This window comes from Ruegeria sp. E5 (genome assembly GCF_056534105.1).
On record NZ_JBQFPA010000001.1, the window covers coordinates 1,543,865 to 1,569,805 of the forward strand.

The window sequence follows — 25,941 nt, forward strand, 5'->3', positions numbered from 1 at the left end:
TGTCGCCCGATCTGCGCATGAATAAGACATCTGTTCAAATCATATCTTTCAATTTAGGTATTAACTCTATGTTATACCTCACTCTGCGCCAATACGAATATGTTTGCGCCATCGGTCGGCATGGCAGCCTGTCTGCTGCGGCACAACGCCTAAATGTCTCGCAACCTGCCTTGTCCAATGCGCTGACCCGGGTCGAATCACGTTTGGGATATCCACTGTTTGCGCGAAGACGGGGTGCCGCGATGGCGCTGACCCCGCAGGGCCGCAAATTCATCGTAGAGGCTGAGGCCTTGTTGAAGCGAGCTGCGCTTTTGGAACAGTCAAAGCAGCCGATAACCGGCGAACGCCGATTGCGCCTGGGATGCTTTGTCGATCTGGCACCCTTTCTTCTGGCCCAATCTCTGCACCGCCTGCAAGAAGCTTTGCCCGACGTCGCCCTGACACACGGGGTTGAGACGTTCGAAGGCCTGACTTCCGGCTTGATCGATGGCAGATACGATTTTGCACTCACCTATGACCTCGGCATGGATGCCGGTTTTTCCTGCAAGAAGTTGTTCGACAGCACCCCACACGCACTGCTTTCACCTGATCATACACTGGCGGCGGCCAATCAGCTCACCCTGACCGAGCTAGCGTCATATCCACTGATTCTGTCTAAAGAGGGTTTGTCTGCACAGCATGTACTCGCGCTTTTCAGACGCAAAGGTTTGAACCCCACAATCTCGCACCGAGCGGAATCATTGGAGCTTTCGCGCAGTCTGGCCGCTCATGGGGAAGGCATCGGGATAAGCTATACCAGCCCTAAAAACGGCTTCAGTTATGATCAGGTCCGCGTGATAAGCCTGCCGATCACCGATCCAGATGCAACCGAATCTGTTGTATTGGCACGGCATGGCACGGGGCCGACTGATCCGCTGATCACGCAGGCTGAGCATGCGTTGGTTACGTTGTTATTTAAGGATTAGAGGTTACTTCTTCCGCAGGCGGATCACCACATCGACCGATGCGATTTCGACGCCTTCAGGAGCTTCCGGCAATTGTTGGATTACCAATTGATCGGATGGTGCATCGCTCAGACGGCTTTCGTCTTCCCAATAGAAATGCGGATGGTCATGCGTGTTGGTGTCGAAATAGCTTTTGGACCCGTCAACAGTGATCTCTTGAAGCACCCCGGCATCGCAAAACGCCCGCAATGTGTTGTATACGGTCGCCAGCGAAACCGCGTCACCTTTGGCTTTTGCGGATTCAAACAGGCTTTCCGCTGTCACATGACGATGCAGACCGTCGCCCACAAGCAATTCGGCCAAAGCAACCCTTTGGCGCGTGGGGCGCAAACCTGCGTCAACCAACCAATTTGCAGCGATCTCACGGCTCTGAGGTGTCATGAATCCGATACCTGTGTTTTGCTGCCCTTAATATAAGTGCGCCCTGCCTGCAATTTCAAATGAAATTCATTCGCAAAGAATATTGTAGTCACAACAAGATATGGAGTGCTGGTCTTGCAGGACCTTGCATACGGGTGATAGACGAGGCCAGATGTAATAAACGGACCCAGGCAGGAGAGGCGGCAGAATGGCCCAATTCCCGAGCAGTTTTGACAAGGACGATCTGCTGAAATGCGCCCGCGGCGAACTATTTGGCCCTGGCAACGCGCAGTTGCCGGCTCCGCCGATGTTGATGATGGACCGCATTACCGAGATTTCCGGCGACGGTGGAGCGCATGGCAAGGGTCATGTGCTGGCCGAATTCGATATCACACCTGAGCTTTGGTTCTTTGACTGCCATTTCCCTGGCAATCCGATCATGCCCGGCTGTCTGGGCCTGGACGGTTTGTGGCAACTGACCGGCTTCAACCTCGGCTGGCGCGGCTGGCAAGGACGTGGCATGGCCGTTGGCGTCGGAGAGGTCAAGTTGACCGGCATGGTGCGCCCGGACCGGAAGATGCTGACCTATAAGATTGATTTCAAAAAGGCGATCCAGACGCGCCGCCTGACCATGGGTGTGGCAGATGGCATCGTCGAAGCCGATGGCGAATTGATATACGACGTCAAGGATATGAAGGTCGTTCTGTCAGACGCCTGAGCCTGACCGGCCGCAATAAGGAGTACGCACATGCGTCGAGTAGTCGTCACCGGTCTGGGGGTTGTGTCCTCGATCGGGAACAATGCCGAAGAGGTGCTCGCCTCGCTCAAAGCAGGCAAATCCGGCATCGTAGCAAGCGAACAGATGGTCGAGCACGGCTTTCGCAGCCAGATCGCCGGTTCGCTGAAAATCGATGTGGCCGATCACGTGGACAAGCGGACCCTGCGGTTCATGGGTCCGGGTGCTGCCTATGCCCATATCGCGATGAATCAGGCCATCGCGGACGCCGGGCTGACCGAAGATCAGGTGGTCAATCCGCGCACAGGTCTGGTGGCAGGTTCGGGTGGACCATCGACCAGCGCGATGTTGACTGCGCACCAAACCGTGCTGAAAACCGGCGCAACCAAACGGATCGGCCCGTTTGCAGTGCCAAAGTGCATGTGTTCGACGATTTCTGCGAACTTGGCGACCGCGTTCAAAATCAAAGGTATCAACTACTCGATCACTTCGGCCTGCTCGACCTCGCTGCACTGCATCGGCAATGCGGCTGAACAGATCATGCTGGGAAAGCAGGATGTGATGTTCGCAGGTGGAGGAGAAGAGCTGGACTGGACCCTGTCCTGCCTGTTCGACGCGATGGGTGCGATGTCGTCCAAGTACAACGACACACCTGATAAAGCCTCGCGCGCATTCGATCAGAACCGCGACGGATTTGTGATTTCCGGCGGTGGCGGCATCGTGGTTCTGGAAGACCTCGAGCATGCGCTGGCGCGCGGTGCGAAAATCTATGCCGAAGTAACCGGCTATGCCGCGACATCTGATGGGCACGACATGGTGGCACCATCCGGCGAAGGCGGCGAGCGCGCGATGCGTCTGGCGCTGTCGACCGTGCCCGAAGGCCGCAAGGTCGGCTATATCAATGCCCACGGCACCTCGACCCCAGTGGGCGACGTCGGAGAAGTCGAAGCCGTACGCCGTATCTTTGGTGAAGGCAGTGTGCCTCCGATTTCATCGACAAAATCGATGACCGGTCACGCGCAAGGCGCAGCGGGGGCGCTTGAGGCGATCTTCTGCCTGCTCATGCTGGAACATGATTTCATTACTCCGTCGATCAATGTCGACACACTTGCCGACGGCATCCTGCCCGGTGAAATTGCAACTCAAGTGGTTGAAAACGCAGGCTTGGACAGCGTGATGACCAATAGCTTCGGCTTTGGCGGCACCAACGGATCCATGGTTCTGTCGAAGTATAACGGGTGAACAAGATGTCGGATATTCTCAAGGGTAAACGCGGCCTGATCATGGGCGTGGCTAATGACCGCTCTATCGCGTGGGGCATCGCCAAAGCCATGCACGAAGCGGGCGCTGAGCTGGCTTTCACCTATCAGGGCGAGGCATTTGGCAAACGGCTCGAACCGCTGGCCCAAAGCTTGGGCAGCGACTTCATGGTCGACGCGGATGTGACCGATGATGATTCACTGGATCGCGCGTTTGGCGAGTTGTCCGCCCGCTGGCCAACAATAGATTTTGTTGTCCACGCTATCGCTTATTCGGACAAGTCCGAACTGACCGGTCGATTCTTGAACACCACGCGGGCAAACTTCAAACACTCGCTGGATGTGTCGGCCTATTCGTTCATCGAAGTTGCCCGTCGCGCCTATCCGCTGATGAAGGACAATGGCGGCACATTGTTGACACTGACCTATCAGGGATCGAACAAGGTTGTACCAAACTACAATGTCATGGGCGTCGCCAAGGCTGCGCTGGAATCGGCGACGCGCTATCTGGCGAACGATCTGGGCCCTGAGGGTATTCGCGTGAACGCCATCTCGCCCGGCCCGATGAAAACATTGGCGGGTGCAGCTATTGGTGGTGCACGCAAGACCTACAAGTTCTGCGACCAGAACGCACCGATGCGTTCGAATGCCACGCTGGAGGCCGTCGGAGGCACCGCCGTTTATCTTGCGTCCGACGCCGGCAGCTATACTTCGGGTGAGATCATCCGCGTCGATGGCGGGTATCATATTCTGGGCATGCCCCAGCCAGAGGCCATGTGACTATATCTTTCCCTGCGGGTGCCAAGATTTGAACATCTTTGCCCCGCAGGGATTACGATATGAGCAAACTTGAACAAATCCTTGCGAGCAACACGCGCTCGCCAGCTTTGAAACGCAAATCAGGAAGCGGACGTGCGCGTCTTTTGCTGCTGATTCTCACATCGCTGCTGATTGCCTTTGTGTTTCTGACCCAACCGCCCGTGCGCGATGCGATTGAGCCGTTGTTGTCACATATCCCGGGCCTTTGATCCAATCAGCATCAGTTGATCGAAACGATTTCGATATCGAAGACCAGATCTTGCCCCGCTAGTGGATGATTTGCATCCAAGGTCACTGTCGCCTCATCTACCTCGACGACAGTCACTGGCAATGCCTGACCGTCAGGAGTTTGCATCTGTAACTGCGTGCCGGGTTCAAGCGGAATGTCATCCGGGATGCCTTCACGCGGGATCTGCCGCCGCATGCCCGGATTGATCGGGCCATAGGCGTCAACGCAATCGATCTCGACACGCTTCTTCTCGCCAATCTCCATGCCCGGCAGGGCAGCGTCCAGACCGGGTATGATCTGCCCGGAACCAACCGCAAACTCCAACGGATCGCGCCCCTCGGAACTGTCGAAGACTTTGCCGTCCAGCAGAGTTCCGGTGTAGTGGATGCGAACCGTGTCGCCTTGTTTGATTGCGGTCATGATGGCCTCCGGCCTGAAAAGAAATGAACGGCGCAGCCTAGAGGCTGACATAGCATTGTAAACCCTGCCCTCTTTAACCCCGGAACCGGTTGTGATTACCTGCGCCCGATCAGGGGAGGATCGGATGGCTATCACCACGTGTGTATTCGACGCTTATGGTACTCTGTTTGACGTGGCCGCCGCCGCCAGGCAGGCCGCAACAGAGCCCGGATTTGAAGCGTTGGCTAGCAAATGGCCCGAGTTGGCCAATCACTGGCGTCTGAAGCAACTGCAATATACATGGTTGCGTGCTGTCGCTGATGCGCATTGTGACTTTTGGGATGTCACGCAAGATGGGCTGGATTGGGCCTTGGAAGCGGTAGGCCTTCAGGGGGATAACACCCTTCGGCAGCGTCTGCTCGATTTGTATTGGGAGTTGCAGGCCTATCCCGAGGTCCCCGATATGCTGAAGGCGCTGAAGGCCGGTGGGTTGCAGACCGCCATCCTGTCCAACGGTTCACCCCCGATGCTGAACGGGGCGGTGCAGTCTGCCGCGATCGGTGATGTGCTGGATGATGTTCTGTCGGTCGAAAGCGTGGGGGTCTTCAAACCCCATGCCAGCGTATACGATCTCGTGCAGAACCGCTTCGGCTGCGCGCGCGATGAAGTGCTGTTCGTCAGCTCAAACGGGTGGGACGCTGCCGGGGCCAGTGGCTATGGATTTGTCACAGCTTGGGTCAACCGCGCTGGCGAACCAATGGACCGTCTGCCGTGGAAACCTGCACATGTGCTGCCAGACCTGACGACGATCCCTCAATTGGCAGGGCTTTGATGGCATATTTCACCACCTCGGACGGCAAACGCCTGTACTATGAAGATACCGGCACGGGCCATCCTCTGCTTTGCTTGGCTGGCTTGACGCGCAACTGCCGCGACTTTTCATTTCTTGCGCCACATATGAGTGATCTTCGTATGATTGCGATGGATTATCGCGGGCGCGGCAAGTCCGATTTTGATGCGAACTACATGAATTACAACATCCTGCGCGAGGGGCTGGATGCGATTGAACTGCTGGATCATCTGGGCTTGGAAAAGGTGACCCTGTTGGGCACGTCACGCGGAGGGCTGGTCGCGATGGCCTTGGCCGCCAGCCATCCTGACCGTCTGGCAGGTGTTATATTAAATGACGTTGGTCCGGTAATCGAACCCGCCGGCATTGCCAAGATCATGGACTATGTCGGCAATTCCCCAAGTTCACAAACCTATGATGAGGCTGCGCAGGTCCTGCACGCGATGATGGCACCACAGTTCCCCGGCGTCGCTCAAGATGTCTGGAGACAGCAGGTAGAACATCAGTACATCCAGACGGATACCGGGTTAGAACTGCGTTATGACCCGGCGCTAAGACAAGCGTTGATCGAGCAGGCTGCCATCACCCCGGCACCGGACCTGTGGCCTTTGTTCGACGCCCTGCGTACGATCCCCACCGGTGTGATCCGCGGCGCAAACTCTGACCTTTTAAGCGCGGCCACAGTGCAAATGACGCACGCACACCACCCCGAATTGATCTCGACCGAAGTGCCGGACCGAGGACATGTCCCGTTCCTGAACGAGCCCCAATCCCTAGACCTGATCCGCAAGATACTGGACGCCAAATGAGCAACATAGACATGATCGAAGCCGCCGCCGAGCGGCTGAAAGGTCACGTGCGCGAGACGCCGCTTCTGTCATCGCCTTTCCTGGATGAAATCGCGGGTCGCCGCGTGCTGATCAAACCCGAATGCCTGCAACACACCGGCAGCTTCAAATTTCGCGGCGCGTGGTCAGCTATTTCGGCATTGGATGAGGCGGCGCGCAACCGGGGCGTCATCGCCTATTCCTCGGGCAATCACGCACAGGGTGTTGCCTATGCAGCGGCTCAACATGGAATCTCGTCCGTCATCGTCATGCCCTCGGATGCGCCGAAGCTGAAGATTGAAAACACCCGCGCGCTGGGCGGTGAGGTCGTCCTTTATGACCGCGCCAGCGAAAGCCGCGAAGACATCGGCGAGGCATTGGCTGCCGAGCGCGGTTTGACCTTGATCCGGCCTTATGACGAACCGCAAGTGATCGCTGGCCAGGGAACAACGGGACTGGAGCTGGCACGTCAGGCACGGGCGCTGGGCGTGACCGAAGGTGACGTTCTGATCTGCTGTGGCGGCGGCGGGCTGACATCTGGTATCGCGCTGGCGTTAGAGCGTCACGCGCCCGGTCTGCGCCCTCGTCCATGCGAGCCTGAAGGGTTCGAAGACGTGAAACGCTCGCTGGCAAGCGGGACGATCCAAAGCAACGACGCTACTTCGGGAAACATCTGCGACGCAATCCTGACACCACAGCCGGGGCAGATAACCTTTCCCATCCTGCAGCGGCTTTGCGGCCCTGGTCTGTCGGTATCTGAACAGGAATCCCTACGCGCCATGGCCTTTGCGTTTCTGCGTCTGAAGATCGTGCTGGAACCCGGAGGAGCGGTTTCGCTGGCCTCTGCCCTGTTTCGCAAGGATCAGATTGATGGGAATGCGGTGATCGTAGTCGCCTCGGGCGGCAACGTGGATCCGCAGATCTTTGAACGGGCGTTGGAATTCCTTACCTGACAATCGCTTACAGCCGGTGCAAAATCCGGTTGTAGTCGTTTTAACCGACACCCTGAGCAGACGGGGACGCTAAACATGCATATCGCTGACCTCAAAGATGTTCGGATACATTACCGAATTGATGGCGACGACGCTGGCGCCCCCATCGTGTTTGCTAATTCACTGGGCACAGATATGCGGCTGTGGGACCCGATATTGCCGCTACTGCCCAAAGGCCTGCGCATCATTAGGTACGACAAACGCGGGCACGGATTGTCATCAGCACCTTCAGCGCCCTATTCCATGGGAAATCTGGTGCGCGACGCCGAGCAATTGCTGGATTATCTAGAGGTCAAGGATTGCGTATTCGTGGGTCTGTCCGTCGGTGGCATGATTGCGCAGGGTCTGGCGGTCAAGCGTATGGATCAGATCCGCGCGCTGGTGCTGTCGAATACGGCCGCCAAGATCGGCACTCCCATGATGTGGCAGCAGCGTATGAATGCTGTCCGTAAAGGCGGGATCGAGGCACTGGCGGATGCCACCATGGATCGGTGGTTCTCGAAATCATTCCGGACCAGCGCCGAGATGACGCTTTGGCGCAACATGATGGTCCGACAACCGGTCGATGGCTATCTGGGCTGTTGCGCTGCAATCTCTGGCACCGATTTCTATACGCCAACCAGCGGATTGCGCCTGCCGACCTTGGGGATTGCGGGCAGCGAAGACGGCTCAACCCCGCCCGATCTGGTGCGCGAAACGGTCGATCTGATCCCTGGCTCGCGCTTTGCGCTGATCCGAAAGGCAGGCCACCTGCCCTGCGTCGAGCGCCCTCAGGACTTTGCCCAATTGATTGGTGATTTTCTGACCGAGATCGGACATATTTGAAGGAGGGATTGTTGGCAGATTTCTTGCTTGTACATGGCTCTTGGCACGGTGCCTGGTGCTGGCGCGATATGATCCCAGAATTGACCACATTCGGACATACCGCCCGCGCCATCGATATGCCAAGCCACGGCTCGGACCCGACGCCTATCCGCGATGTAACCCTTGGAACGTGCAGAGATGCCGTGCTGAAGGCTTCGACACCAAAGACTATCATCTTAGGGCACTCGTGGGGTGGATATCCCGTAAGTGCGGCTGCCGAGACCGACCCGAACGCCATGCGAGGTGTGATTTATCTAAGTGCCTATGTTCCGAAATCCGGGCTATCTATGGTCGAAATGCGCAAACGAGCCCCACGCCAACTGATCGGAAATGCCGTCGAAGTATCCGGCGACGGGTTGTCGTATTCGGTGGTACCGGATCAGGTGCACGACCTGCTTTATCACGACTGCGCGCGCGAGGTGGTTGCCTATGCATTCGCGCGCCTGTGCCCCCAGGCGATTGCACCGCAGACTACCCCCCTAGACGTCGGCGATAACTTCGCGCGCGTTCCAAAAGGGTACATCAGAACTACCGATGACCGAATCGTTCCGACCGAATATCAGGCCGAGATGGCGGGCTGCGCGGACCCTGATATGCACCTTACGATAGACAGCTCTCATTCGCCGTTTTTTTCGCATCCTGAGCATCTTGCCGGGTTGATGCACCAGATCTCGCAACGAATGTAGCCAGCCACCGTCGATGTCCCGACCCCGATACGCCGTGCGCCGATCTGTTTGGTTGTCGCACACTGAACCGATGACCCACACAATGCTTATCAATAGGTGGATTCTTTTGCGTCTACCCCACTTTGGCAGAACAACGACACATCCGTGACGGTTTCCACCTTGCAGGTCCCGCCGGGACGGGTCACCGTGATCCCGTTAGGGAGCGGGAAAACACATGCAAACCATCAAAGCAGCCGTATGCCGGGCCTTCGGCGAACCTCTGGTCATCGAAGACATCCTGATTGCACCACCCGGCATGGGCGAGGTCGAGGTCACGCTGGATGCAGTGGCGATTTGCCATTCGGACATTTCCTTTGCAAGCGGCGCATGGGGCGGCCACTTGCCCGCGGTTTACGGGCACGAAGCGGCTGGCATCGTTTCTGCTGTTGGTGAAGGCGCAGGGGATTTCAAACTTGGTGATCCCGTTGTGGTAACCTTGATCCGCGCCTGCGGGTCCTGCCCGTCCTGTGCCGGTGGCATGCCCACCATTTGTGAAACACCTTATGACACGGTGAAAGGTCCGCTGCAGACTGCCGACGGTGATGCGCTGGAACAGGCCATGGCATGCGGGGCCTTTGCCGAAAAGGTAGTTGTCAGCCACCGACAGATCGTCCGCATACCTGAGACCCTGCCCAAGGACCTTGCCAGCCTGCTGTCTTGCGGGGTGATCACCGGTGTTGGCGCAGCGGTCAACGCCGCCCAGCTTCGCCCCGGGCAGGACGTGGTTGTCATCGGCGCCGGGGGCGTCGGCTTGAACGCAATCCAAGGCGCACGTATTGCCGGAGCTCGCCGTATCGTTGCGGTCGATATGACACAGGATAAGCTGGATATCGCAATGGAGTTCGGCGCGACCCATGGTGTTTTGGCCAGCCAGAAAGAGCCGTGGAAAGCCGCCTACAAGGCGCTGGGCGGACGTGGCGCAGACGCCGTCTTGATTACTGTTGGTGCAATCCCGGCCTATGATCAGGCCCCGCGTTACCTTGGTCGGGGCGGCAAGGCGATCATGATCGGGATGCCCCATTCTGGTGACATGTCCAGCTACGAACCCGTCGTGCTGGCCGCGCTTGGCCAGGGCATGGTGGGCTCAAAAATGGGCGATGTAGTGATCCAGCGCGACATCCCGTGGATGATCGATCTGTATGAACAGGGGCGGCTGAAACTGGACGAGTTGATCTCGGGTCGCTGGACCCTGTCGCAGATCAATGAGGCCATCGAAGACACCAAGTCCGGTGCGGCTAAACGCAATGTAATCTCGTTTGATCGCGACTGAACCCCGCAAAAGGAACACCCGATGAAACTGCAAGATCTCGATGTTATTGTCACCGCGCCTCCGGCACCGGGTTGGGGTGGGCGCTATTGGATTTTGGTCAAGGTCACCACGGATACGGGCGTGATCGGTTGGGGGGAATGCTACGCGTCCTCGGTTGGTCCCGAAGCCATGACCCATGTCATTCGCGATGTATTCGAACGGCACATGCAGGGCGAAAACCCCGAGAATATCGAGTTGATGTTCCGCCGCGCCTATTCCAGCGGCTTCACTCAGCGACCAGACCTGACCGTCATGGGTGCGTTCTCGGGGCTCGAAATCGCCTGCTGGGACATTTTGGGCAAGGATCGTGATCGTCCGGTCTATGCGCTGCTGGGTGGGCGGATGAACGACCGTATCCGGGCGTATACCTATCTCTACCCACTTCCTCAGCATAACCTGACGGACTTCTGGACTTCACCTGAGCAGGCCGGAGAAAGTGCTGCTGAAATGGTCCGGCGCGGCTATACCGCCGTCAAGTTTGATCCTGCCGGGCCTTATACGATCCGCGGTGGGCACATGCCCGCTATGTCCGATATCTCAATGTCGATAGCGTTTTGCAAAGCGATCCGTGAGGCAGTTGGAGACAAGGCCGATCTGCTGTTCGGTACTCATGGTCAGTTCAACACAGCCGGAGCTATACGTCTGGGCCAAGCGCTGGAACCCTTTTCACCACTGTGGTTCGAAGAACCCACACCCCCCGACATGATCGAGGATATGGCCCGTGTGGCGCGCACTGTCCGTATCCCTATCGCAACCGGTGAACGGATGACAACCAAGGCGGAATTTGGCGCGGTCCTGCGCGCCAAGGCCGCCGAAATCCTTCAGCCTGCGCTGGGTCGCGCTGGTGGTATATGGGAGATGAAGAAAGTCGCCGCAATGGCCGAGGTTTTCAACGCCCAGATGGCACCCCATCTGTATGCGGGACCGATCGAGTGGGCGGCGAATATTCATCTTGCGGCGTCGATCCCGAACCTGCTGCTGCTTGAAAGCATCGAGACCCCATTCCACGATCAACTGATAAAGGGAAGCATCCGCGTCGAGAAGGGGTTCGTCACTCCTCCGATCGAGCCCGGCCTTGGTATCGAGGTCGATGAAGGCCTTGCCCGAGCCCATCCCTACAAAGGTGACGGGCTGCACTTACAGATGCAGGAAACACCATGTGACTATGCAAATGGGAATGCGTTTCAAGGCGGGGCACCCGCAACCGAAGGGTAACAATCGACTGGCGAGCAGGCCGATCAGTTCGAGACATACCCCGCGATGACCTGCAACAGTTTAAAGGCTGTGGCTGCATCGTTCTCGACGACCGCCAGAAATTCCTCCTCACCGATCCGTAGGCAGGACAGTTCCGTTTCAGCCACCATGCTCAACGCCCGAGGCTCTTTTCGGATCAACCCCAGCTCTCCCACCAACGCGCCCGCACCAACCGTTGTGATCAGTTGATCGGCCTCGCCCGAATGCGGCAGGTACAATCCTGCCTCGCCCTCAAGGATGACATAGGCGCCATCGGTTGGCTGATCATCCTTCAGAAACACCACCTGGCCAGGTTTCGCTTCGAACCAGCGCGCACCAAAGGCCAGCAGTCGAAGCTGGCGACGGTCGAGCCCAGAGAACAACGGGGTCTGCTCAAGCGCACGCAATTTGCGTACCAGATCGGCAGACGCCGCACCGTCGCCGTCGACGTCGGTTGGGCCTTCACCCGTCACGACCCGGCCCTGACGGATTTCAACATACATGTCGAAAACATCTGGATTTTCGAACGCATCATTTAGATAGATTACAGTAGTTTCGGGCAGCAATTCACGCAGATTTTTATAAACTGCGACCTGTGTCTCCATATCATAGCTGGCAAGCGCGGTTTCCAGGATCAGAATATCCGGCTTTTTGATCGCAGCGCGGGTAAAGGCCAGCGGTTCGGCAAATACCGCAGGCAAGTTCTGGCCGCCAATCGAGACCGGAACATCATAGATCAGTTCCACCACCATCGGTCGCGCCCCGTTCTCGGCCAGAACATCGACGATCAGTTTGCGCGCCTCGTCGGTCCGCGCACCGCCGATCTGGCTGACCTTGCCAAACAGTGCGTTTTCCATGACCGTCAAACCGGGTGCAAAGGCATCTTCATCCAACGGGACGAATACATCGTGCAAGGGTTCCAGCAATTTGGCCGAATGGCTGTGGCGAAGCTCAAGAATGCGGTTCTTCAGCTCATCCGAAAACGCCGGGCCAATCTGCTCGGCCGAGATCACAAATGGCACCGAAAGCAAGCTAGCCAATTGTTCGTCATCCAGCCCGTTTGCGCCTTCCTTCCGGGTTTGCTCGACCAATTCAACCGCGGCCTCGTAGGTCTGGGCCTCAAGCCCCAGCTTGCGAAACAAAGGATGATCTGTTCCATCAAGCCCAAATATCTGGCGCAGCATCTCAATTACGTCGCGTGTCAGGCTGATCAGGGTTTCATCCAACCCCAACTCGCGCAACTGGCCCAGAAACACGGTCTGCTGTGCCAGCAATTGTCGCGTCACCGGAACGCAGGGGGTGGCAAACAACAGGTTCTCAGCAACGGGTAGCGCAGGGTTATACGCGCAGCGATCGAAAATCAGCGCCTGCTGATCAAGCCCGGCCTCGCGCACCGCCTTCTGAACCCGAGGGCGCAATTCGACCAGCTTTGCTGCCAGTTCCGGGCGCTCATTCGCATCAAACACCTGCTCGGCACCGCGCTGAAACAACGCCGCGCCCGAGCCCATGCCATCGATCAGTTTCAGCCACCAATCGCGCAGCCGCGCCGTATCGTCAAAACCCGCCATTCCGGGGTCAAGCCATTCGGCGTTGAATGGATCAGCACTATTGCCTGCCCTCAGCGTCTCGGGGAAATCCGGATCCTCGGTGGACTTGGACAATGGATGTGACCGCATCGGCATCATCACATTTTCACCCAACGTGCCCTGAAACATTATGGGGCGCGAGGTTGCTAGACCTATTCGTTGGGCAACAACGCTTTGATGCAGGCCAGCCATATTGATGCCGCCGATTTCAATACGGCCAGAGGTTGGCAGTATCTCGCGGGTCAGCAACTCGGTCAGCGCATGGCGATCTTCCTCGCTGGTGGCCGAAATGCCGACCGTTTTACCTGCTGGGAACGTCAGGTCCAGATCATCCAAAACCTGATTGCCGTCGATATCACGAACCGAGACTTGATTCAGTACGATATCGCCATTCAGTTGTGGACGATCCGCTGGCTCTCCGTCAAACAGGGCCTCATCAATCATTCCATCCGGTGCGAAACGATCAATCACAACATCCCATCGCAGCGACATGTCCTGCGTTTGATTATAATAGGTCAGCAGTTCTTTCCAGGGTGAGCTCAAGTCTTTGTAAGCCGCCAGCGCAGCCACCAGAGCACCCAGCGAAACAGACCCCTGCAACACCAGCAGGCCACCGACAAGGTAGAACATGAATGGCGTCAGCTGCGATATGAAGTTGTTGATGAACTTCATAAAGAACTTCTTCTGATAGATCTCAAAGCGGATGGCGAACAGGCGCCCCAGCTGATCCGAGATCATCGCCCGCCGATAACGCCAACCGCCATTGGCGCGCAGGGTCGAAGCACCGGCAGCGTTCTCGCCGATCTGGGCAGCCAAAACGCGGACCTCTTGAATGCGCTTCTTGTTCAGAAGATTGATCTGGCGTTGCAATCGCGGGATCAGCCAGGCCTGCAGCGGGATCAACGCCACCGCGGCCAGTCCGAACCAAACGCTTTGGAGGAACAGAAAGGACAGGATCGTGATCATTTGTCCGGCCTGCAGCACGGGCTGACTGATCGCATCCCCCATCAGCCCACCCATCGGTTCGCTTTCAGCGGTTATCATCGAGACCATTTCGCCCTGACTGACCCGCTCAAAATATGGTTGTGGGAAGCGAAGCGCGCGGTTGATCAACTGATAGCGAAAGCGACGCAGCATACGCTCGCTCAGAACACCCTTCATGGTGTTGATACGCATCTTCATCAGCCCGTGCGCCAGCACCGCAGCCAGAAAGGCAAAGCACAGGATCATCAGAAAAGTGGTCTGCGTCAGGCTATAACCCCAGACATCGACAATCTGACTTGTCGCGCCGATTGCGTCATTGATGATGCGCTTGGGCAGCTCCAACGTCAGGTAAAGCAAAGGAAACAAGGTCGACGTCACGGCCAGCAAAATCAACTGGTCGCGCTTCGAGTATTTCCAGATGAACTGAAAGATCGATCGTTCTATTGAACCCGCCCCTACTAACGATCCGCCGCTCAAATCACTGATTTTGGCGTGAATACAACGGGCCGAATTTACCGCAATCGTATCCTCGGAAGCAAATGAATTTCCGATTTGCGCCTAATTTGCGTTGTGTGAACAAGTTCATTTGCGCGTTTCGCGTTTACCCCCTAATCTCCTGATTCAGGACGATATCGGGAGGATTCATTTGCCTGCCAGCTTTGGCGCTGTGTTTCTGTTGCTGTGCCTGCTTCAGATCAAACACATGTTCGCCGACTATTATTTACAGACGCCCAAGATGCTTTCCGGGCGAGGCACGTATTTCCACATGGGGCGCGCGCAACATGCTGCTGTGCATGTTGTGGGTTCGGTCGTGATTTTCGCGCTCTTTCGCGCCCCGATTGAATTCATACTGATCATCGCTGCGTTGGAATGGATCGTGCATTTCCACATCGACTTTGCCAAAGCCAACTATTCTGACCGCAAACAGTTGCAACCCAATCAGGCCGCTTTTTGGCGTGCCGCTGGTCTGGATCAGTTATTTCACAACCTTACTTATATTGGCATGGCCTGGGCTTGGGTGGCTTTCGCGGCTTAAGCTTCAGGGTACCACCGGTCGGTTCCGCTTGATCGTCCGCAGCACGACATTCGTTTGCGCGCTGGCGACGGCGGGCAATCGAAACAAGAAATCTTCCAGAAACGTGTTGTAAGCAGACAGATTCCTGCACAAGACACGCAGATGATAATCGGCCTGACCAGTCGTGGCGTAGCATTCCTGCACTTCGGGGCTGATCTCGACGGCCCGGATGAAGTCGACAATCTTGTCCGGGTCATGCCGGGTCAGGTGAACATGCACGATTGCTTCGAACGTCAACCCCATCTCGGCAGGGTTCACCAAAGCGCCGTACCGTTCGATCACCCCAGCCTCTTCCAGCGCGCGCACCCTGCGCCACAGGGCTGAGGCTGACATGCCGACAGCATCTGCCAATTCGGCGTTTGAAACCCGGCTGTCATTTTGAAGCAGCGTCAGAATGCGGCGGTCCCGATCATCAAGTATGCCCATCTTAGGAAGATTAATCCGTAATTTTAACTAAATCTGGTGAATTCTATCATAATTTGCAGAGCTCGCACAAACTCTGAAACAGAAATTCACCTGCGGGGGGTTAAAATAACCGAACACCAAAGACAAAAACCCATGGACGCGTAGCAATGAGCCACCACGAACCCTCCCCCCGCACCTATCGGCTTGAAGACCGCTATACCCTGACGCAGGGCCGGGTTTTTCTAACAGGCACGCAAGCCTTGGCGCGGATTATGATGGACCAGGCCCGACGCGATCGTCAGGCCGGGCTGAACACGGCGGGGTTTGTCTCGGGCTATCGCGGATCGCCACTGGGCGGGCTGGATCTTGAGCTATGGCGCGCAAAGGACCGGCTGAAGACGGATCGCATCACGTTCATGCCCGCCGTAAACGAAGACCTCGGCGCAACGGCGGTTCTGGGTGCGCAACAGGCCATTTTGGACCCGCATTGCGAGGTCGAGGGCATCTTTTCGATGTGGTACGGTAAAGGCCCCGGTGTCGACCGATCAGGCGATGCATTGAAACATGGGAATGCATATGGGTCTGCGCCAAAAGGTGGCGTGCTGGTCGTGGCAGGCGATGATCATGGTTGCGTCAGTTCTTCGATGCCCCATCAGTCGGATGTGGCCTTCATGTCGTGGTTCATGCCGACATTGAACCCAGCCTCGGTCGAGGAATATTTGGAATTCGGCGAGTACGGGTTCGCTCTGTCCCGTTTCTCAGGCACGTGGGTCGGGTTCAAGGCGGTCTCGGAAACGGTCGAAAGCGCGCGGTCCGTCGATCTGCACCCGGATCGCAGCTTTTCCCTGCCGCAGATCGACTTGCCCGAACGCGGCTTGCACGTCCGCACTGCCGATTTGCCCTCGCCCGAGATCGAGACCCGCATCCAGCACAAGTTGCGCGCCGTTCGGGCCTTTGCCGAAGAAAACCCCATCGACCGGCGTATTTATGACATCGACAACGCGAAGTTCGGCTTCGTGACCACCGGCAAGGGGCACCTCGATCTGATGGAGGCGCTGCGTTTGCTGGACCTTGATGAAGCCGCTTGCCGCCGCTTGGGGATCGACATCTACAAGGTTGGCATGGTCTGGCCGCTGGCCCGTCGCAACGCGTTGCGCTTTGTGAAAGGCAAGGCCGAGGTTCTGGTCGTCGAGGAAAAGCGCGGCATCATCGAAAGCCAGTTCAAAGAATACTTCTATGACTGGCCCGGCGACAAACCCCATAAGATGGTAGGTAAATATGACAGCCATGGCGAACCGCTGATCCCATGGACCGGGGAACTCAGCCCTTTGATGCTGGCCCCTATTGTTGCCGCCCGACTTAACACGTTCTTCCCTGAAGAAAACCTGCCTGCCAAAGCGCGCGCGCTGACCGAGACGGAACCTCCCGTGATCAATGTCCCGGGCGCAACGCGAACGCCCTATTTCTGTTCGGGCTGTCCGCACAATACCTCAACCAAGGTGCCCGAAGGCTCCACCGCTGCCAGCGGCATTGGTTGTCATGTAATGGCATCTTGGATGGATCGCGAGACGGTCGGCTATGCACAGATGGGAGGCGAAGGCGTACCCCATGTGGTGGCCTCACAATTCAATGGCGGCAAGCATATCTTCCAGAACCTTGGCGAAGGAACGTGGTACCATTCGGGTTCGCTCGCGATCCGTCAGGCGGTCGCGGCCGGGACAAATATCACGTATAAAATACTCTACAATGATGCGGTCGCAATGACCGGAGGGCAACCAGTGGATGGACCTGTCAGCGTTGCAGGCATTGCGCAAACCTGCCGGGCCGAGGGGGTTGAGCGGATCGCGCTGGTCTCGGACAACATTGCCAAGTTTCACCGATCCGATTTCCCGGCTGGCACTACGTTCCACGACCGGGCAAAGATGGACAGCCTGCAACGCGAATTGCGCGACATTCCCGGTGTTACGGTCCTGATTTACGAACAGACCTGCGCCACCGAGAAACGCCGCCGCCGCAAGCGCGGTACGATGGAGGACCCCTCGACCTTCGTCTGGATCAATGATCTTGTCTGCGAAGGTTGCGGCGATTGTTCGGTCGCATCGAATTGCCTGAGCGTTGAGCCGCGAGAAACCCCGCTGGGGCGCAAGCGCAAGATCAACTTAAGTTCGTGCAACAAGGATTTTTCGTGCCTGAACGGATTCTGCCCAAGTTTCGTGACCGTTGCAGGCGCAACCCGGCGAAAGCGGGCCATAGATCTGGACCTCGACGCGCTTGAGGCAGACCTGCCAGACCCAAAGCTTCCGTCTTTGGACACACCGTTTGATCTGCTTGTGACAGGCGTGGGTGGCACTGGGGTTGTCACGGTTGGGGCCCTGATCACTATGGCCGCGCACCTGGAAGGCAAAGGTGCCTCGGTCCTGGATTTCACCGGATTTGCGCAGAAATTCGGCACGGTACTCAGTTATATCCGCCTTGGCGCAGCTCCGGATGCGCTTAACCAAGTACGCATAGATCAAGGCGCTGCGGATGCGGTGATTGGCTGTGATGTGGTGGTGAGTTCGGCCCCCAAAGCCTCAGCTCATTATGCCCGCGGGACACGCGTTGTGCTGAACAGGGCTGAGATGCCCACCGGCGATCTTGTCCTGCGTCGCGATGCCCAATTGCGGGTCGATAAGCGGGAACAGGCGATCGCAGATGTGGTTGGGGTGGACAATCTCGCCAGCCTTGACGCAAATGCAATAGCTGAGGCGCTACTGGGGGATTCCGTCTTCGCCAACGTCATTTTGCTGGGTTATGCATGGCAAAACGAGCTGGTTCCGGTGTCGCATCTTGCATTGGCTCAGGCCATCTTGCTGAACGGTGTTGCCGTCGAAAAAAACCGGCTGGCCTTTGCTCTTGGGCGTTGTCTGGCGGCTGACCCCGACCGCATTCACGGGCTGGCACTACCCGAAGAGGCAAACTGCACCTTGGATCAGGTGATTGCGCGTCGGGTGGCGTTTTTGACAGATTATCAGGATGCCGCATATGCGGATCGCTATGCACAACAGATTGAAGCAATCCGCGCGTCGAACGCGAAAATATCCGACGATATTCTAGAATCCGTAGCCCGTAACCTGTTCCGCTTCATGGCCTATAAGGACGAGTTCGAAGTAGCCAGGCTGCAAACGACCCAAAACTTCGACAACGAACTGAAGCAACAGTTCGAGGGAGATTTCAAAACAAGTTACCACTTCGCCCCGCCAATGCTCAGCTGGCGCAAGGACGAACGGGGCCGCCCCCTCAAGTTTGCACTGGGCCCATGGATGCGCCCGGTTCTGCGGGGACTGTCCCGTCTACGTGGTTTGCGCGGCTCGGTCCTGAACCCCTTCGGCTATCACTCCGAAGCGCGACTGCATCGAGATATCCTAAACTGGTACCAATCGCTGTTGGACATGTATCTGACAAACCCCTCCGCCCATTCCGAGGCCGAGTGGCTGGACGCGCTGTCAGCTGCGGACCAGATACGCGGTTTCGGTCCAGTACGGGAAGAAAGCTATGAGAACGCGCGCGCGATGGCGCGTTAACCAAGCACCGAGAAACTGCTATCGGTATTGACCGGTCGCTTGCGGGAATAAAAACCGGTGTCGATTGTGCGTCCAATGTAAGGCAGTTCAAACTGCATCGGCTTGTCGTCATGATCCGCACCGCCTTCGACGTAGTCGATCAGTTCAGCCATCATTTTGCCTGCAATCGGCGCGTTCTTGTATTGGTTACCGCTGGTGCCGCAGGCCATGTAAAACCCCGGCAGGCTGGACTTGTCATAGATCGGAATCCAGTCAGTCGAGGCATCATACAAATCCACCACCCCACGGGTTCTGGAGGGTATCCCCAGGCTAGGGACCCGTTGGGCATAACGCATGGCCTGCGTGGTCCATTGATCCGTAAAATCGTGGTTATAGCTTACATCATCTTCGCACCATTGATGCGGATCACAAGCCGGATCCTCGGAACCGATCAGAATATGATTGCCATGTTCTGGACGGCAATACAGCGCGATATCACTATCCGAGACAATTGTTCCTTGCGTTTCGAAATCAAATCCTTCGGGCGCGGGTACATGCACCACCTCCTGCCGCAGCGGGCGGGTTTGAATGGTCATGTCACCCAGAACCCCGGCCATTTCGTTGACAAGCGCTGACCCGGGACCGGCAACATTCACCACCACTTTGGCGTGGATTTCTTCACCAGAGGCAAGTCTGACACCTGCGACGCGCCCCTGCTGCGACAGGATTTCGCGTACGTCTGCGCCTGTTCGCACTTCGGCACCATGCAGCTTGGCGGCATCCATCAGGTTTTGCGCCGACAAGGCCGGATCGGTCACATAACCTGCTTTCGGCCAGAATACTGCGCCCTGAATCCGATCTCCGTTCGGTTGGCCGAACTCCGGATCATCCATGCGCCGCGCCGGGGCAAAGCTGTCCAGAGAATAGATCGGCAGACGTTCGGTAATCCGCTCAGGTGTCCATTCTTCAAACGGACAATCCAGTTCGGCGCTGTACTTCTTATGTTTCTCAAGAAACCCATTGGCCTCGGTCTTGACGACCAAACACCCGGTCTCACGAAACTGCGCCAAATCGGCTGTGTCGGGCAAGCCCAGATAGTTCGCCCAATCACGCCAATAGTGATAGCCTTCCCAGGCGAACGCGGTTCCATCGAGGGTCGAATAATGCATCCGAATTATCGCGCAAGAGCCTGCGGTCGAGCCATGCCCAACCTGCGCATTGCGATCCAACGACAGAATTTTCCAACCAGCCTTGGACATCTCGAACGCGATGGCGGCTCCGATCACACCGGTGCCAATGATGATTGCGTCAGGTTGGTTCATGTCCTGCCCCTTCCCAGAAACGTTTCGCATACGCGCTGAATTCGGTGATTTCCTCGGGTCGCGGTTCGACCCCTGTAAAAACATAAAGGTAGTGTGGAACCATCGACAGCCTGATCGCCAATGGTTCGTTTAACTGCGCCAGATCATATCCGATCTGCATATAATATAGCACCCGCGCCCGCGTCTCTGCCTCGGTCTCATCATAGTTGAACCGGATGAACATCGCGCGCAGCGCGGCCAGGCGACGGGCATCGGACTGGTCCAGCATACGCCGCACCTTTCCCGATCTTCGTGCCCAATCCCGCACAGCAAAATCAAGCGCCGTATCAAATAGTTCGGTATTCACAACGCAGCGCTGAACATTGCACACCGCAGCCGTGATCGTTTCAGCAGGCAATTCGGATTGAGCGATCAAGGCCGCGGTATTTGTCGCCTGCCACCGCGCCAGCAGAGCATCCAGCAATTCCTGCCGCGACTTGAAATACCAGTAGAATGATGAGCGCGAGACCGCCATCCGCTCGGCAAGGTTCATGACTTTCACCTGCTCGACCCCGTCCGAAATCAGGACGTCCATGGCCACGTTCAGCCAATCATCGCGCGTGACCTTGACGTTACCAATCAGTGGCTCAGCTTCGGGATCGTCCCTGTGCAGGATGGGTTTGGTGTTCATTCAACTCTCCGGCGGTGCGCCGCCCTCTTCTGTACGGCGCGCTATGAAATCCTTCAACGCACCAAGGCGATCCGTATCTGATGCCGGTGCTTTGAAATTTGCCAGGATTTCCTTCCATACGCCTGTCGCGCGGTGGTTGGCGTCGATCGCGCCACGCTCGGTCCAGGTGCCAAAATTTGCGTAATCATGCAGGTGCGGCTCATAAAATGCGGTATTATAGCGCTCCATCGTCTGACTGGTGGCGAAGAAATGTCCGCTGGGTTCAACCTCGCTCAGCGCAGTATCAAACCCGATCTCTACACCATTGGCCTGTGCCCCTGCACAAAGCTCGGCCACCATGTTCAACACCTCGGCATCGCAGATCATCTTCTCGAAAGATACGGTCAGGCCACCTTCGAGCCATCCGGCCGAATGAATGATGACCGTCGCCCCGGCCATCAGGCAGCCCCACAGGCCGAACTGGTTTTCATTGGCGGCCTGAACGTCGTTGATATTTGCCGCAGACCCCGCCGCAGACCGCCAGGGCAGGCCCAGATGCCGGGCCAACTGGCCCGCCGCCAAAGACGCCTGAAAATGCGAGGGTGTCCCGAATGCAGGCGCCCCTGATTTCATGTCGACATTGCTGGTAAAGGTCCCATAGCACACCGGCGCACCGGGGTTGGTAAGCTGGGTCAGCGTCAAGGCCGCAAGTGCCTCTGCATGGGACAGCGTGATGGCCCCGGCCACCGTGATCGGTGCCATTGCGCCCATCAGGGTAAAGGGTGTGATGATCGACATCTGCCCATGGCGCGCAAAGTCGATCAGCCCCTGAGCCATCGGAATATCCAGCGTCCGCGGGCTGTTGGTGTTGATAATCGTGTAACAATGGGCGTTAGCGCGGAACTCCTCATCAGACAGGCCCCGCGCCGTCGAGAGCATCTCGAAGCAGTCCATCACTTGCGGCGTGCCCCGCGAGAAGAAGAACGGGAACTTATCCGTCAGCTCCATCTGCGCCTGGGTGGTGAAATAGTGCCGCACATTGGTTGGCACGTCCTGCGGTTCGACCTGCGGCGAGATCATCTGGAAGACATCAAAGTGATGAGTGAGCTTTAGGAACTCCAGATAATCCTGCCCACTCGCTGGCCGACGACCGCGTTCCAGATCGGTCGCGTTTGGAGCGCCAGCGCCGGGTTGGAACACCAAAGAGCCCAGCTCCAAAGTGAAATCCCGGTGCCGAGCGCCCGCCCGGCAGGCGATGGATTTCGGAGCTGAGGCCACCGCAGCCTCAACCATATCCCGCCCGATGAAGACCATTTCGCTGTCTTCATCCACGCGGGCGCCACCCTGCGCGTAGATTCGACGCGCTTCGGGCAATAAAACTTTCACGCCCAACTCTTCCAGCGTGCGCAATGCGGTGTCGTGCATATCTGCAATCTGATCCGTCGGGAACACTTCCATCTGCGGAAACGGATTGCGCAGCTGGCGATAATTCACATCACGGCTAGGTTGCGGGGCGGCATCTGCCCCGCGCCCGCGCCGTCGGCGTCTTTGGCCCAAGTCCGACATGGTCAACCTCGCATCGCTTTGCCCAGCGGGTCATAAGGCGACGGCGCAATTACGCGGGCGGGTCGTTCCACACCGACCACATGCACCGACAACTCGGTGCCCGGTTCAGCCTTGTCGCGGTTGACCAAAGCCATGGCCAGCGACTTGCCCGTGTAGTGGCCATAGCCACCCGAAGTCACAAATCCAACGCGCTCATCCCCAGCCCAGATCGGTTCATACCCACTGGCATCTGCGTCCAGCGCATCAACCTCAAGCGTCACTTGAACTTGCGCCGGACCGTTGCCGTCGCGTTCAGCCAGCGCAGCCTCTTTGCCAACGAAATCCTTGTTCCAGTCGATCCAGCGATCCATTCCGGTCATGCCTGGCGTGTAAAGCTGAGTGAATTCTGCAGACCAGATACCAAAGCTCTTCTCAAGCCGCGTCGACAGCATCGCGTTGAATCCGCATTCGCGGATACCGTCCCCGGCCCCAGCCTCAAGCAGCATCCGGCGCAGTTTGATGTGGTCGCCATAGCGGCAGTTTATCTCATACCCTTTTTCGCCCGTCACCGACATACGCGCCACACGGGCACGCACCAGACCGATATCAAAGTCGCCGCAGCCCATGAATTTCAGGCCTGAGATATCCTGTTCTGCCAGTTTCTCGACCACAGCCTGCGATTTCGGCCCAACCACGGCAAAACCGCAATATACCTCGCCCAGATCGCGGATATTCACGGCGTCCATCATGTGATCATTGAACCAGCGCAAATGCCATGCGCGCAGATAGTAGCTGCCCATGATCCACCAGGTCCCGTCGCCCCAGTTCAGCACGGTCAGATCACCCTTGAGGCGACCGTTTTCACCCAGCATCGGAGCCAGTTTGGCACGCCCCGGTGCAGGCAGTTTCGACGCCATGATCCTGTTCAGCCAAGCCTCGGCATTTGGCCCAGTGACCTCGAAGCGCGAAAAGCCCGAGATATCCAGTAGTCCCACGCCTTCGCGGATGGTTTTGCACTCCTCAGCTACGATGTCGTGCGCATTCGAGCGTTTCAGCGTCGGCGTCTCTTCAAAGCCCTTGGGCGCAAAGTAAAGCGGTACTTCCAGATCCCAGCTGACGCCCCATTTGCACCCCGCCTCGGTCATTGCATCATGGGCTGGGGCCATCTTCAGCGGGCGACCTGCGGGCAGTTGCTCGTTCGGGTAAGTCATCACGAAACGACGAGAATAGAACTGACCGGTTGTTTCGCGGATGTAGCGTTTGTTCTGAGCGAAATCGCCATAGCGCGCCACGTCCATAGGCCATGCGTCGGCCTCAGGCTCGCCATGGATCATCCATTCGGCCAGCGTCTTACCAACGCCGCCACCCTGCAGGAATCCGGCCATCACCGCACAAGCTGACCAATAACCGCGCTTGCCTGGGACCGGACCGACCAGCGGGTTGCCATCGGGTGAGAAGGTGAACGCGCCGTTCACCCATGTTTTGATGCCAACATTCTGGATCGACGGGTACCGTTCAAAGCCCAGCGTCAGCTCGTTCTCGATCCGGTCGAGCTGTTCCTGGAACAACTCTTCACCGTAGTTCCACGGCGCACCGTCCATAGCCCAGTGCTCGTGATCGACCTCGTAGATGCCCACCAGAACGCCCTTCTGGTCCTGTCGCATATAGGTGAAGCCTTCAAGATCAACCGTCATCGGCATCTCGAAATCCGCCTCGGCCACCTCAGGCACCGTATCGGTGATCAGATAGTGGTGTTTCAGCGGCGAAACCGGCAGCTCCACTCCGGCCATGCGCCCCACCTGTTTGGCCCAGAGGCCAGCAGCGTTGACCACATGTTCACAAGTGATAGTGCCTTTGTCGGTCACAACTTCCCAACCATCCGCAGTCTGTGTCAGGCTTTCGACCTTGGTTTCTTCGTAGTATTCCGCGCCACGTTTCTTGGCCGCTGTTGCATAAGCCTGAACCGTACCGGTGGTGTCGATGTAACCTTCGCGATCCGCCCACATTGCGCCCAGCACGCCGTCGGTGGACATGATCGGGCAGCGTTTCTGCGCCTCCTCTGGCGACAACAACTCACAGTCGTCGATGCCAATAGACTGGAAAATGCGGTAGTTGGCCTGCAGCCACTCCCACCGTTCGGGTGTGCCTGCCAGCGTCAGTCCACCGGTCATGTGCAGGCCGATATTTTGGCCCGATTCTTTTTCGATCTCGCTCAGCAGATCGATCGTGTAGGCCTGAAGTGATGCCATGTTCGGATCGGCGTTCAACGCATGGATACCGCCCGCCGCGTGCCACGAAGACCCCGAGGCCAAACGCCGCCTTTCCAACATGACCACATCTGACCAGCCAAACTTGGCGAGATGGTACAGAACCGAGGCGCCGACAACGCCGCCACCGATGACTACGACACGATACTGAGATTTCATCCTGCGCTCCCCTGCATGACTCGCAGAGGACGCTAGAGGCACTGTTCACTTCTGTCTAGACATTTCTGTACAGTTCGAGGGACAGCACCCGGATCAGCTTAAAGCCGGGCGCTCGGGCGTGTCTGAACGGCATCAAACCAGGCGCGTGTGGCCGTGTTCTCTTCTGGGATACGCATCTTGATGACACGTGCGAAATCGACAAACACAAATGTGGTGATATCGGCCAGTGAAAACATGTCACCCGCAACGAAACCGCTCACTTGCAGACGGGCCTCAAGCAAATCGAAGAAGGCACGCACCCGCTCAGCCCCCCGCTGCGCTAGTTCAGGGATTTGCGCGTGGTTTGCAGGCCCGGTGATCGCGCGGTCTTTGAACGAAGGATGGGTGTTTCGCAAAGTTTCCGCGATTGGTGCGCCACATTGTTGTTCGGCGATGGCATTCCACATTAGAATTTCGCCTTTTTCATCCGGCGTTTGCCCCATCAAGGCAGGTTCCGGAAAGCGCGCCTCGAGATAGGTGGCGATGCCAAGATTTTCTGTAAGCGTGGTACCTTGATCCGTAACAAGCACAGGAATCGTTGCACCAGGGTTCACAGCCCGGAAAGCATCGCTAAGCTGTTCACCCTTGGCGATTGAGATATCGCGGGTGTCAATCTTCAGCCCCTTTTCCGCGATAAACATCCGAGCACGGCGCGGGCTTGGCGCGGTCGAGCAATCGTAGAAAAGCATTTTTGACGGTCCCCTCCAAAGCTTCACGCCTCAGACGTTAGACCGGCCCGGTACTACAGCGCGAGTCGGATCA

Annotated in this window: 23 protein-coding genes; 14 read left to right on the forward strand and 9 right to left on the reverse strand. The window is 57.4% G+C overall.

Features of this window, described 5'->3' with window-relative positions; genetic code table 11:
* Positions 1–68: 68 nt before the first annotated feature.
* Positions 69–965 carry a LysR family transcriptional regulator gene (locus ACR0BI_RS07790; RefSeq protein WP_480561117.1) on the forward strand — a complete coding sequence of 299 codons (897 nt, stop codon included), beginning with the start codon at positions 69–71 and terminating at the stop codon, positions 963–965.
* Positions 966–968: 3 nt separating this feature from the next.
* Here ACR0BI_RS07790 and irrA read toward each other — a convergent pair whose 3' ends face one another.
* Complete coding sequence (gene irrA / locus ACR0BI_RS07795; RefSeq protein WP_170397577.1) at positions 969–1,385, reverse strand: iron response transcriptional regulator IrrA; 417 nt, start codon at positions 1,383–1,385, stop codon at positions 969–971.
* Positions 1,386–1,572: 187 nt separating this feature from the next.
* Between irrA and fabA the strand changes: the two genes are divergently transcribed.
* The 4 genes from fabA to ACR0BI_RS07815 are packed head-to-tail and all read left to right on the forward strand — an operon-like array spanning position 1,573 to position 4,387.
* On the forward strand, positions 1,573–2,082 hold the full coding sequence (fabA, locus tag ACR0BI_RS07800) for a bifunctional 3-hydroxydecanoyl-ACP dehydratase/trans-2-decenoyl-ACP isomerase (RefSeq protein WP_170397581.1): 510 nt from the start codon (positions 1,573–1,575) through the stop codon (positions 2,080–2,082).
* A 30-nt stretch (positions 2,083–2,112) separates the two neighbouring features.
* Complete coding sequence (fabB, locus tag ACR0BI_RS07805) at positions 2,113–3,342, forward strand: beta-ketoacyl-ACP synthase I (RefSeq protein WP_170397584.1); 1,230 nt, start codon at positions 2,113–2,115, stop codon at positions 3,340–3,342.
* Positions 3,343–3,347: 5 nt separating this feature from the next.
* A complete protein-coding gene (locus tag ACR0BI_RS07810; RefSeq protein WP_170397587.1) occupies positions 3,348–4,139 on the forward strand; it encodes an enoyl-ACP reductase FabI in 792 nt (263 codons plus the stop codon).
* A gap of 59 nt (positions 4,140–4,198) precedes the next feature.
* Entirely contained in the window at positions 4,199–4,387 is a 189-nt protein-coding gene (locus ACR0BI_RS07815) for a hypothetical protein (RefSeq protein WP_170397589.1), read from the forward strand.
* Between the two features lie 11 nt (positions 4,388–4,398).
* Here the strand turns inward: ACR0BI_RS07815 and ACR0BI_RS07820 are convergent, their stop codons facing one another.
* Entirely contained in the window at positions 4,399–4,827 is a 429-nt protein-coding gene (locus ACR0BI_RS07820) for an FKBP-type peptidyl-prolyl cis-trans isomerase (protein WP_480561115.1), read from the reverse strand.
* 124 nt (positions 4,828–4,951) lie between these two features.
* Between ACR0BI_RS07820 and ACR0BI_RS07825 the strand changes: the two genes are divergently transcribed.
* The 7 genes from ACR0BI_RS07825 to ACR0BI_RS07855 all read left to right on the forward strand — a co-directional run bounded on the left by ACR0BI_RS07825 (position 4,952) and on the right by ACR0BI_RS07855 (position 11,588).
* The gene (locus tag ACR0BI_RS07825) at positions 4,952–5,638 is read left to right on the forward strand and encodes a haloacid dehalogenase type II (protein ID WP_170612029.1); all 687 of its coding nucleotides are present in this window, start codon (positions 4,952–4,954) and stop codon (positions 5,636–5,638) included.
* The gene (locus ACR0BI_RS07830) at positions 5,638–6,465 is read left to right on the forward strand and encodes an alpha/beta fold hydrolase (protein WP_480561113.1); all 828 of its coding nucleotides are present in this window, start codon (positions 5,638–5,640) and stop codon (positions 6,463–6,465) included. Before ACR0BI_RS07825 ends, ACR0BI_RS07830 begins: the two co-directional genes overlap by 1 nt.
* Positions 6,462–7,436 (forward strand): threonine/serine dehydratase family protein, encoded by a 975-nt coding sequence (locus tag ACR0BI_RS07835; protein WP_170424423.1) that lies wholly within the window; start codon positions 6,462–6,464, stop codon positions 7,434–7,436. Before ACR0BI_RS07830 ends, ACR0BI_RS07835 begins: the two co-directional genes overlap by 4 nt.
* A gap of 75 nt (positions 7,437–7,511) precedes the next feature.
* Complete coding sequence (gene pcaD / locus ACR0BI_RS07840; protein ID WP_480561111.1) at positions 7,512–8,300, forward strand: 3-oxoadipate enol-lactonase; 789 nt, start codon at positions 7,512–7,514, stop codon at positions 8,298–8,300.
* Positions 8,301–8,311: 11 nt separating this feature from the next.
* Positions 8,312–9,025, forward strand: coding sequence for an alpha/beta fold hydrolase (locus ACR0BI_RS07845; protein ID WP_170636465.1), 714 nt, complete (start codon positions 8,312–8,314; stop codon positions 9,023–9,025).
* Positions 9,026–9,239: 214 nt separating this feature from the next.
* Positions 9,240–10,334, forward strand: coding sequence for a Zn-dependent alcohol dehydrogenase (locus ACR0BI_RS07850; RefSeq protein ID WP_480561109.1), 1,095 nt, complete (start codon positions 9,240–9,242; stop codon positions 10,332–10,334).
* Positions 10,335–10,355: 21 nt separating this feature from the next.
* Positions 10,356–11,588: a mandelate racemase/muconate lactonizing enzyme family protein gene (locus ACR0BI_RS07855; RefSeq protein WP_480561107.1), complete on the forward strand. Its 1,233-nt coding sequence runs from the start codon at positions 10,356–10,358 to the stop codon at positions 11,586–11,588.
* 23 nt (positions 11,589–11,611) lie between these two features.
* On the opposite strand, the gene ACR0BI_RS07860 is transcribed toward ACR0BI_RS07855, so the two are convergent.
* Positions 11,612–14,653 (reverse strand): ABC transporter transmembrane domain-containing protein, encoded by a 3,042-nt coding sequence (locus ACR0BI_RS07860; RefSeq protein WP_480561105.1) that lies wholly within the window; start codon positions 14,651–14,653, stop codon positions 11,612–11,614.
* 169 nt (positions 14,654–14,822) lie between these two features.
* Between ACR0BI_RS07860 and ACR0BI_RS07865 the strand changes: the two genes are divergently transcribed.
* Positions 14,823–15,212 (forward strand): DUF3307 domain-containing protein, encoded by a 390-nt coding sequence (locus ACR0BI_RS07865; protein ID WP_170397621.1) that lies wholly within the window; start codon positions 14,823–14,825, stop codon positions 15,210–15,212.
* A 3-nt stretch (positions 15,213–15,215) separates the two neighbouring features.
* Here ACR0BI_RS07865 and ACR0BI_RS07870 read toward each other — a convergent pair whose 3' ends face one another.
* The gene (locus ACR0BI_RS07870; protein ID WP_170736576.1) at positions 15,216–15,677 is read right to left on the reverse strand and encodes an Lrp/AsnC family transcriptional regulator; all 462 of its coding nucleotides are present in this window, start codon (positions 15,675–15,677) and stop codon (positions 15,216–15,218) included.
* A gap of 146 nt (positions 15,678–15,823) precedes the next feature.
* On the opposite strand from ACR0BI_RS07870, the gene ACR0BI_RS07875 reads away from it, so the two are divergent.
* On the forward strand, positions 15,824–19,219 hold the full coding sequence (locus tag ACR0BI_RS07875; RefSeq protein ID WP_480561103.1) for an indolepyruvate ferredoxin oxidoreductase family protein: 3,396 nt from the start codon (positions 15,824–15,826) through the stop codon (positions 19,217–19,219).
* On the opposite strand, the gene ACR0BI_RS07880 is transcribed toward ACR0BI_RS07875, so the two are convergent.
* From ACR0BI_RS07880 to ACR0BI_RS07900, 5 genes are all read right to left on the reverse strand, one after another.
* Positions 19,216–20,520, reverse strand: coding sequence for an NAD(P)/FAD-dependent oxidoreductase (locus tag ACR0BI_RS07880; protein WP_480561101.1), 1,305 nt, complete (start codon positions 20,518–20,520; stop codon positions 19,216–19,218). The genes ACR0BI_RS07875 and ACR0BI_RS07880 overlap by 4 nt on opposite strands.
* A complete protein-coding gene (locus tag ACR0BI_RS07885) occupies positions 20,507–21,190 on the reverse strand; it encodes a TetR/AcrR family transcriptional regulator (protein ID WP_170397633.1) in 684 nt (227 codons plus the stop codon). The genes ACR0BI_RS07880 and ACR0BI_RS07885 overlap by 14 nt, the downstream gene beginning before the upstream one ends.
* The gene (locus tag ACR0BI_RS07890; RefSeq protein ID WP_480561099.1) at positions 21,191–22,735 is read right to left on the reverse strand and encodes a trimethylamine methyltransferase family protein; all 1,545 of its coding nucleotides are present in this window, start codon (positions 22,733–22,735) and stop codon (positions 21,191–21,193) included.
* 2 nt (positions 22,736–22,737) lie between these two features.
* On the reverse strand, positions 22,738–25,140 hold the full coding sequence (locus tag ACR0BI_RS07895; RefSeq protein WP_480561097.1) for a GcvT family protein: 2,403 nt from the start codon (positions 25,138–25,140) through the stop codon (positions 22,738–22,740).
* 98 nt (positions 25,141–25,238) lie between these two features.
* A complete protein-coding gene (locus tag ACR0BI_RS07900) occupies positions 25,239–25,868 on the reverse strand; it encodes a glutathione S-transferase (protein ID WP_170663921.1) in 630 nt (209 codons plus the stop codon).
* Between the last annotated feature and the right edge of the window lie 73 nt (positions 25,869–25,941).

Excerpts from the sequence above, each read along its gene's own strand:
- ACR0BI_RS07790 (WP_480561117.1), top strand. The coding sequence starts at position 69 with ATGTTATACCTCACTCTGCGCCAATACGAATATGTTTGCGCCATCGGT.
- irrA (WP_170397577.1), bottom strand. The coding sequence starts at position 1,385 with ATGACACCTCAGAGCCGTGAGATCGCTGCAAATTGGTTGGTTGACGCA.
- fabA (WP_170397581.1), top strand. The coding sequence starts at position 1,573 with ATGGCCCAATTCCCGAGCAGTTTTGACAAGGACGATCTGCTGAAATGC.
- fabB (WP_170397584.1), top strand. The coding sequence starts at position 2,113 with ATGCGTCGAGTAGTCGTCACCGGTCTGGGGGTTGTGTCCTCGATCGGG.
- ACR0BI_RS07810 (WP_170397587.1), top strand. The coding sequence starts at position 3,348 with ATGTCGGATATTCTCAAGGGTAAACGCGGCCTGATCATGGGCGTGGCT.
- ACR0BI_RS07815 (WP_170397589.1), top strand. The coding sequence starts at position 4,199 with ATGAGCAAACTTGAACAAATCCTTGCGAGCAACACGCGCTCGCCAGCT.
- ACR0BI_RS07820 (WP_480561115.1), bottom strand. The coding sequence starts at position 4,827 with ATGACCGCAATCAAACAAGGCGACACGGTTCGCATCCACTACACCGGA.
- ACR0BI_RS07825 (WP_170612029.1), top strand. The coding sequence starts at position 4,952 with ATGGCTATCACCACGTGTGTATTCGACGCTTATGGTACTCTGTTTGAC.
- ACR0BI_RS07830 (WP_480561113.1), top strand. The coding sequence starts at position 5,638 with ATGGCATATTTCACCACCTCGGACGGCAAACGCCTGTACTATGAAGAT.
- ACR0BI_RS07835 (WP_170424423.1), top strand. The coding sequence starts at position 6,462 with ATGAGCAACATAGACATGATCGAAGCCGCCGCCGAGCGGCTGAAAGGT.
- pcaD (WP_480561111.1), top strand. The coding sequence starts at position 7,512 with ATGCATATCGCTGACCTCAAAGATGTTCGGATACATTACCGAATTGAT.
- ACR0BI_RS07850 (WP_480561109.1), top strand. The coding sequence starts at position 9,240 with ATGCAAACCATCAAAGCAGCCGTATGCCGGGCCTTCGGCGAACCTCTG.
- ACR0BI_RS07855 (WP_480561107.1), top strand. The coding sequence starts at position 10,356 with ATGAAACTGCAAGATCTCGATGTTATTGTCACCGCGCCTCCGGCACCG.
- ACR0BI_RS07870 (WP_170736576.1), bottom strand. The coding sequence starts at position 15,677 with ATGGGCATACTTGATGATCGGGACCGCCGCATTCTGACGCTGCTTCAA.
- ACR0BI_RS07875 (WP_480561103.1), top strand. The coding sequence starts at position 15,824 with ATGAGCCACCACGAACCCTCCCCCCGCACCTATCGGCTTGAAGACCGC.
- ACR0BI_RS07880 (WP_480561101.1), bottom strand. The coding sequence starts at position 20,520 with ATGAACCAACCTGACGCAATCATCATTGGCACCGGTGTGATCGGAGCC.
- ACR0BI_RS07885 (WP_170397633.1), bottom strand. The coding sequence starts at position 21,190 with ATGAACACCAAACCCATCCTGCACAGGGACGATCCCGAAGCTGAGCCA.
- ACR0BI_RS07890 (WP_480561099.1), bottom strand. The coding sequence starts at position 22,735 with ATGTCGGACTTGGGCCAAAGACGCCGACGGCGCGGGCGCGGGGCAGAT.
- ACR0BI_RS07895 (WP_480561097.1), bottom strand. The coding sequence starts at position 25,140 with ATGAAATCTCAGTATCGTGTCGTAGTCATCGGTGGCGGCGTTGTCGGC.
- ACR0BI_RS07900 (WP_170663921.1), bottom strand. The coding sequence starts at position 25,868 with ATGCTTTTCTACGATTGCTCGACCGCGCCAAGCCCGCGCCGTGCTCGG.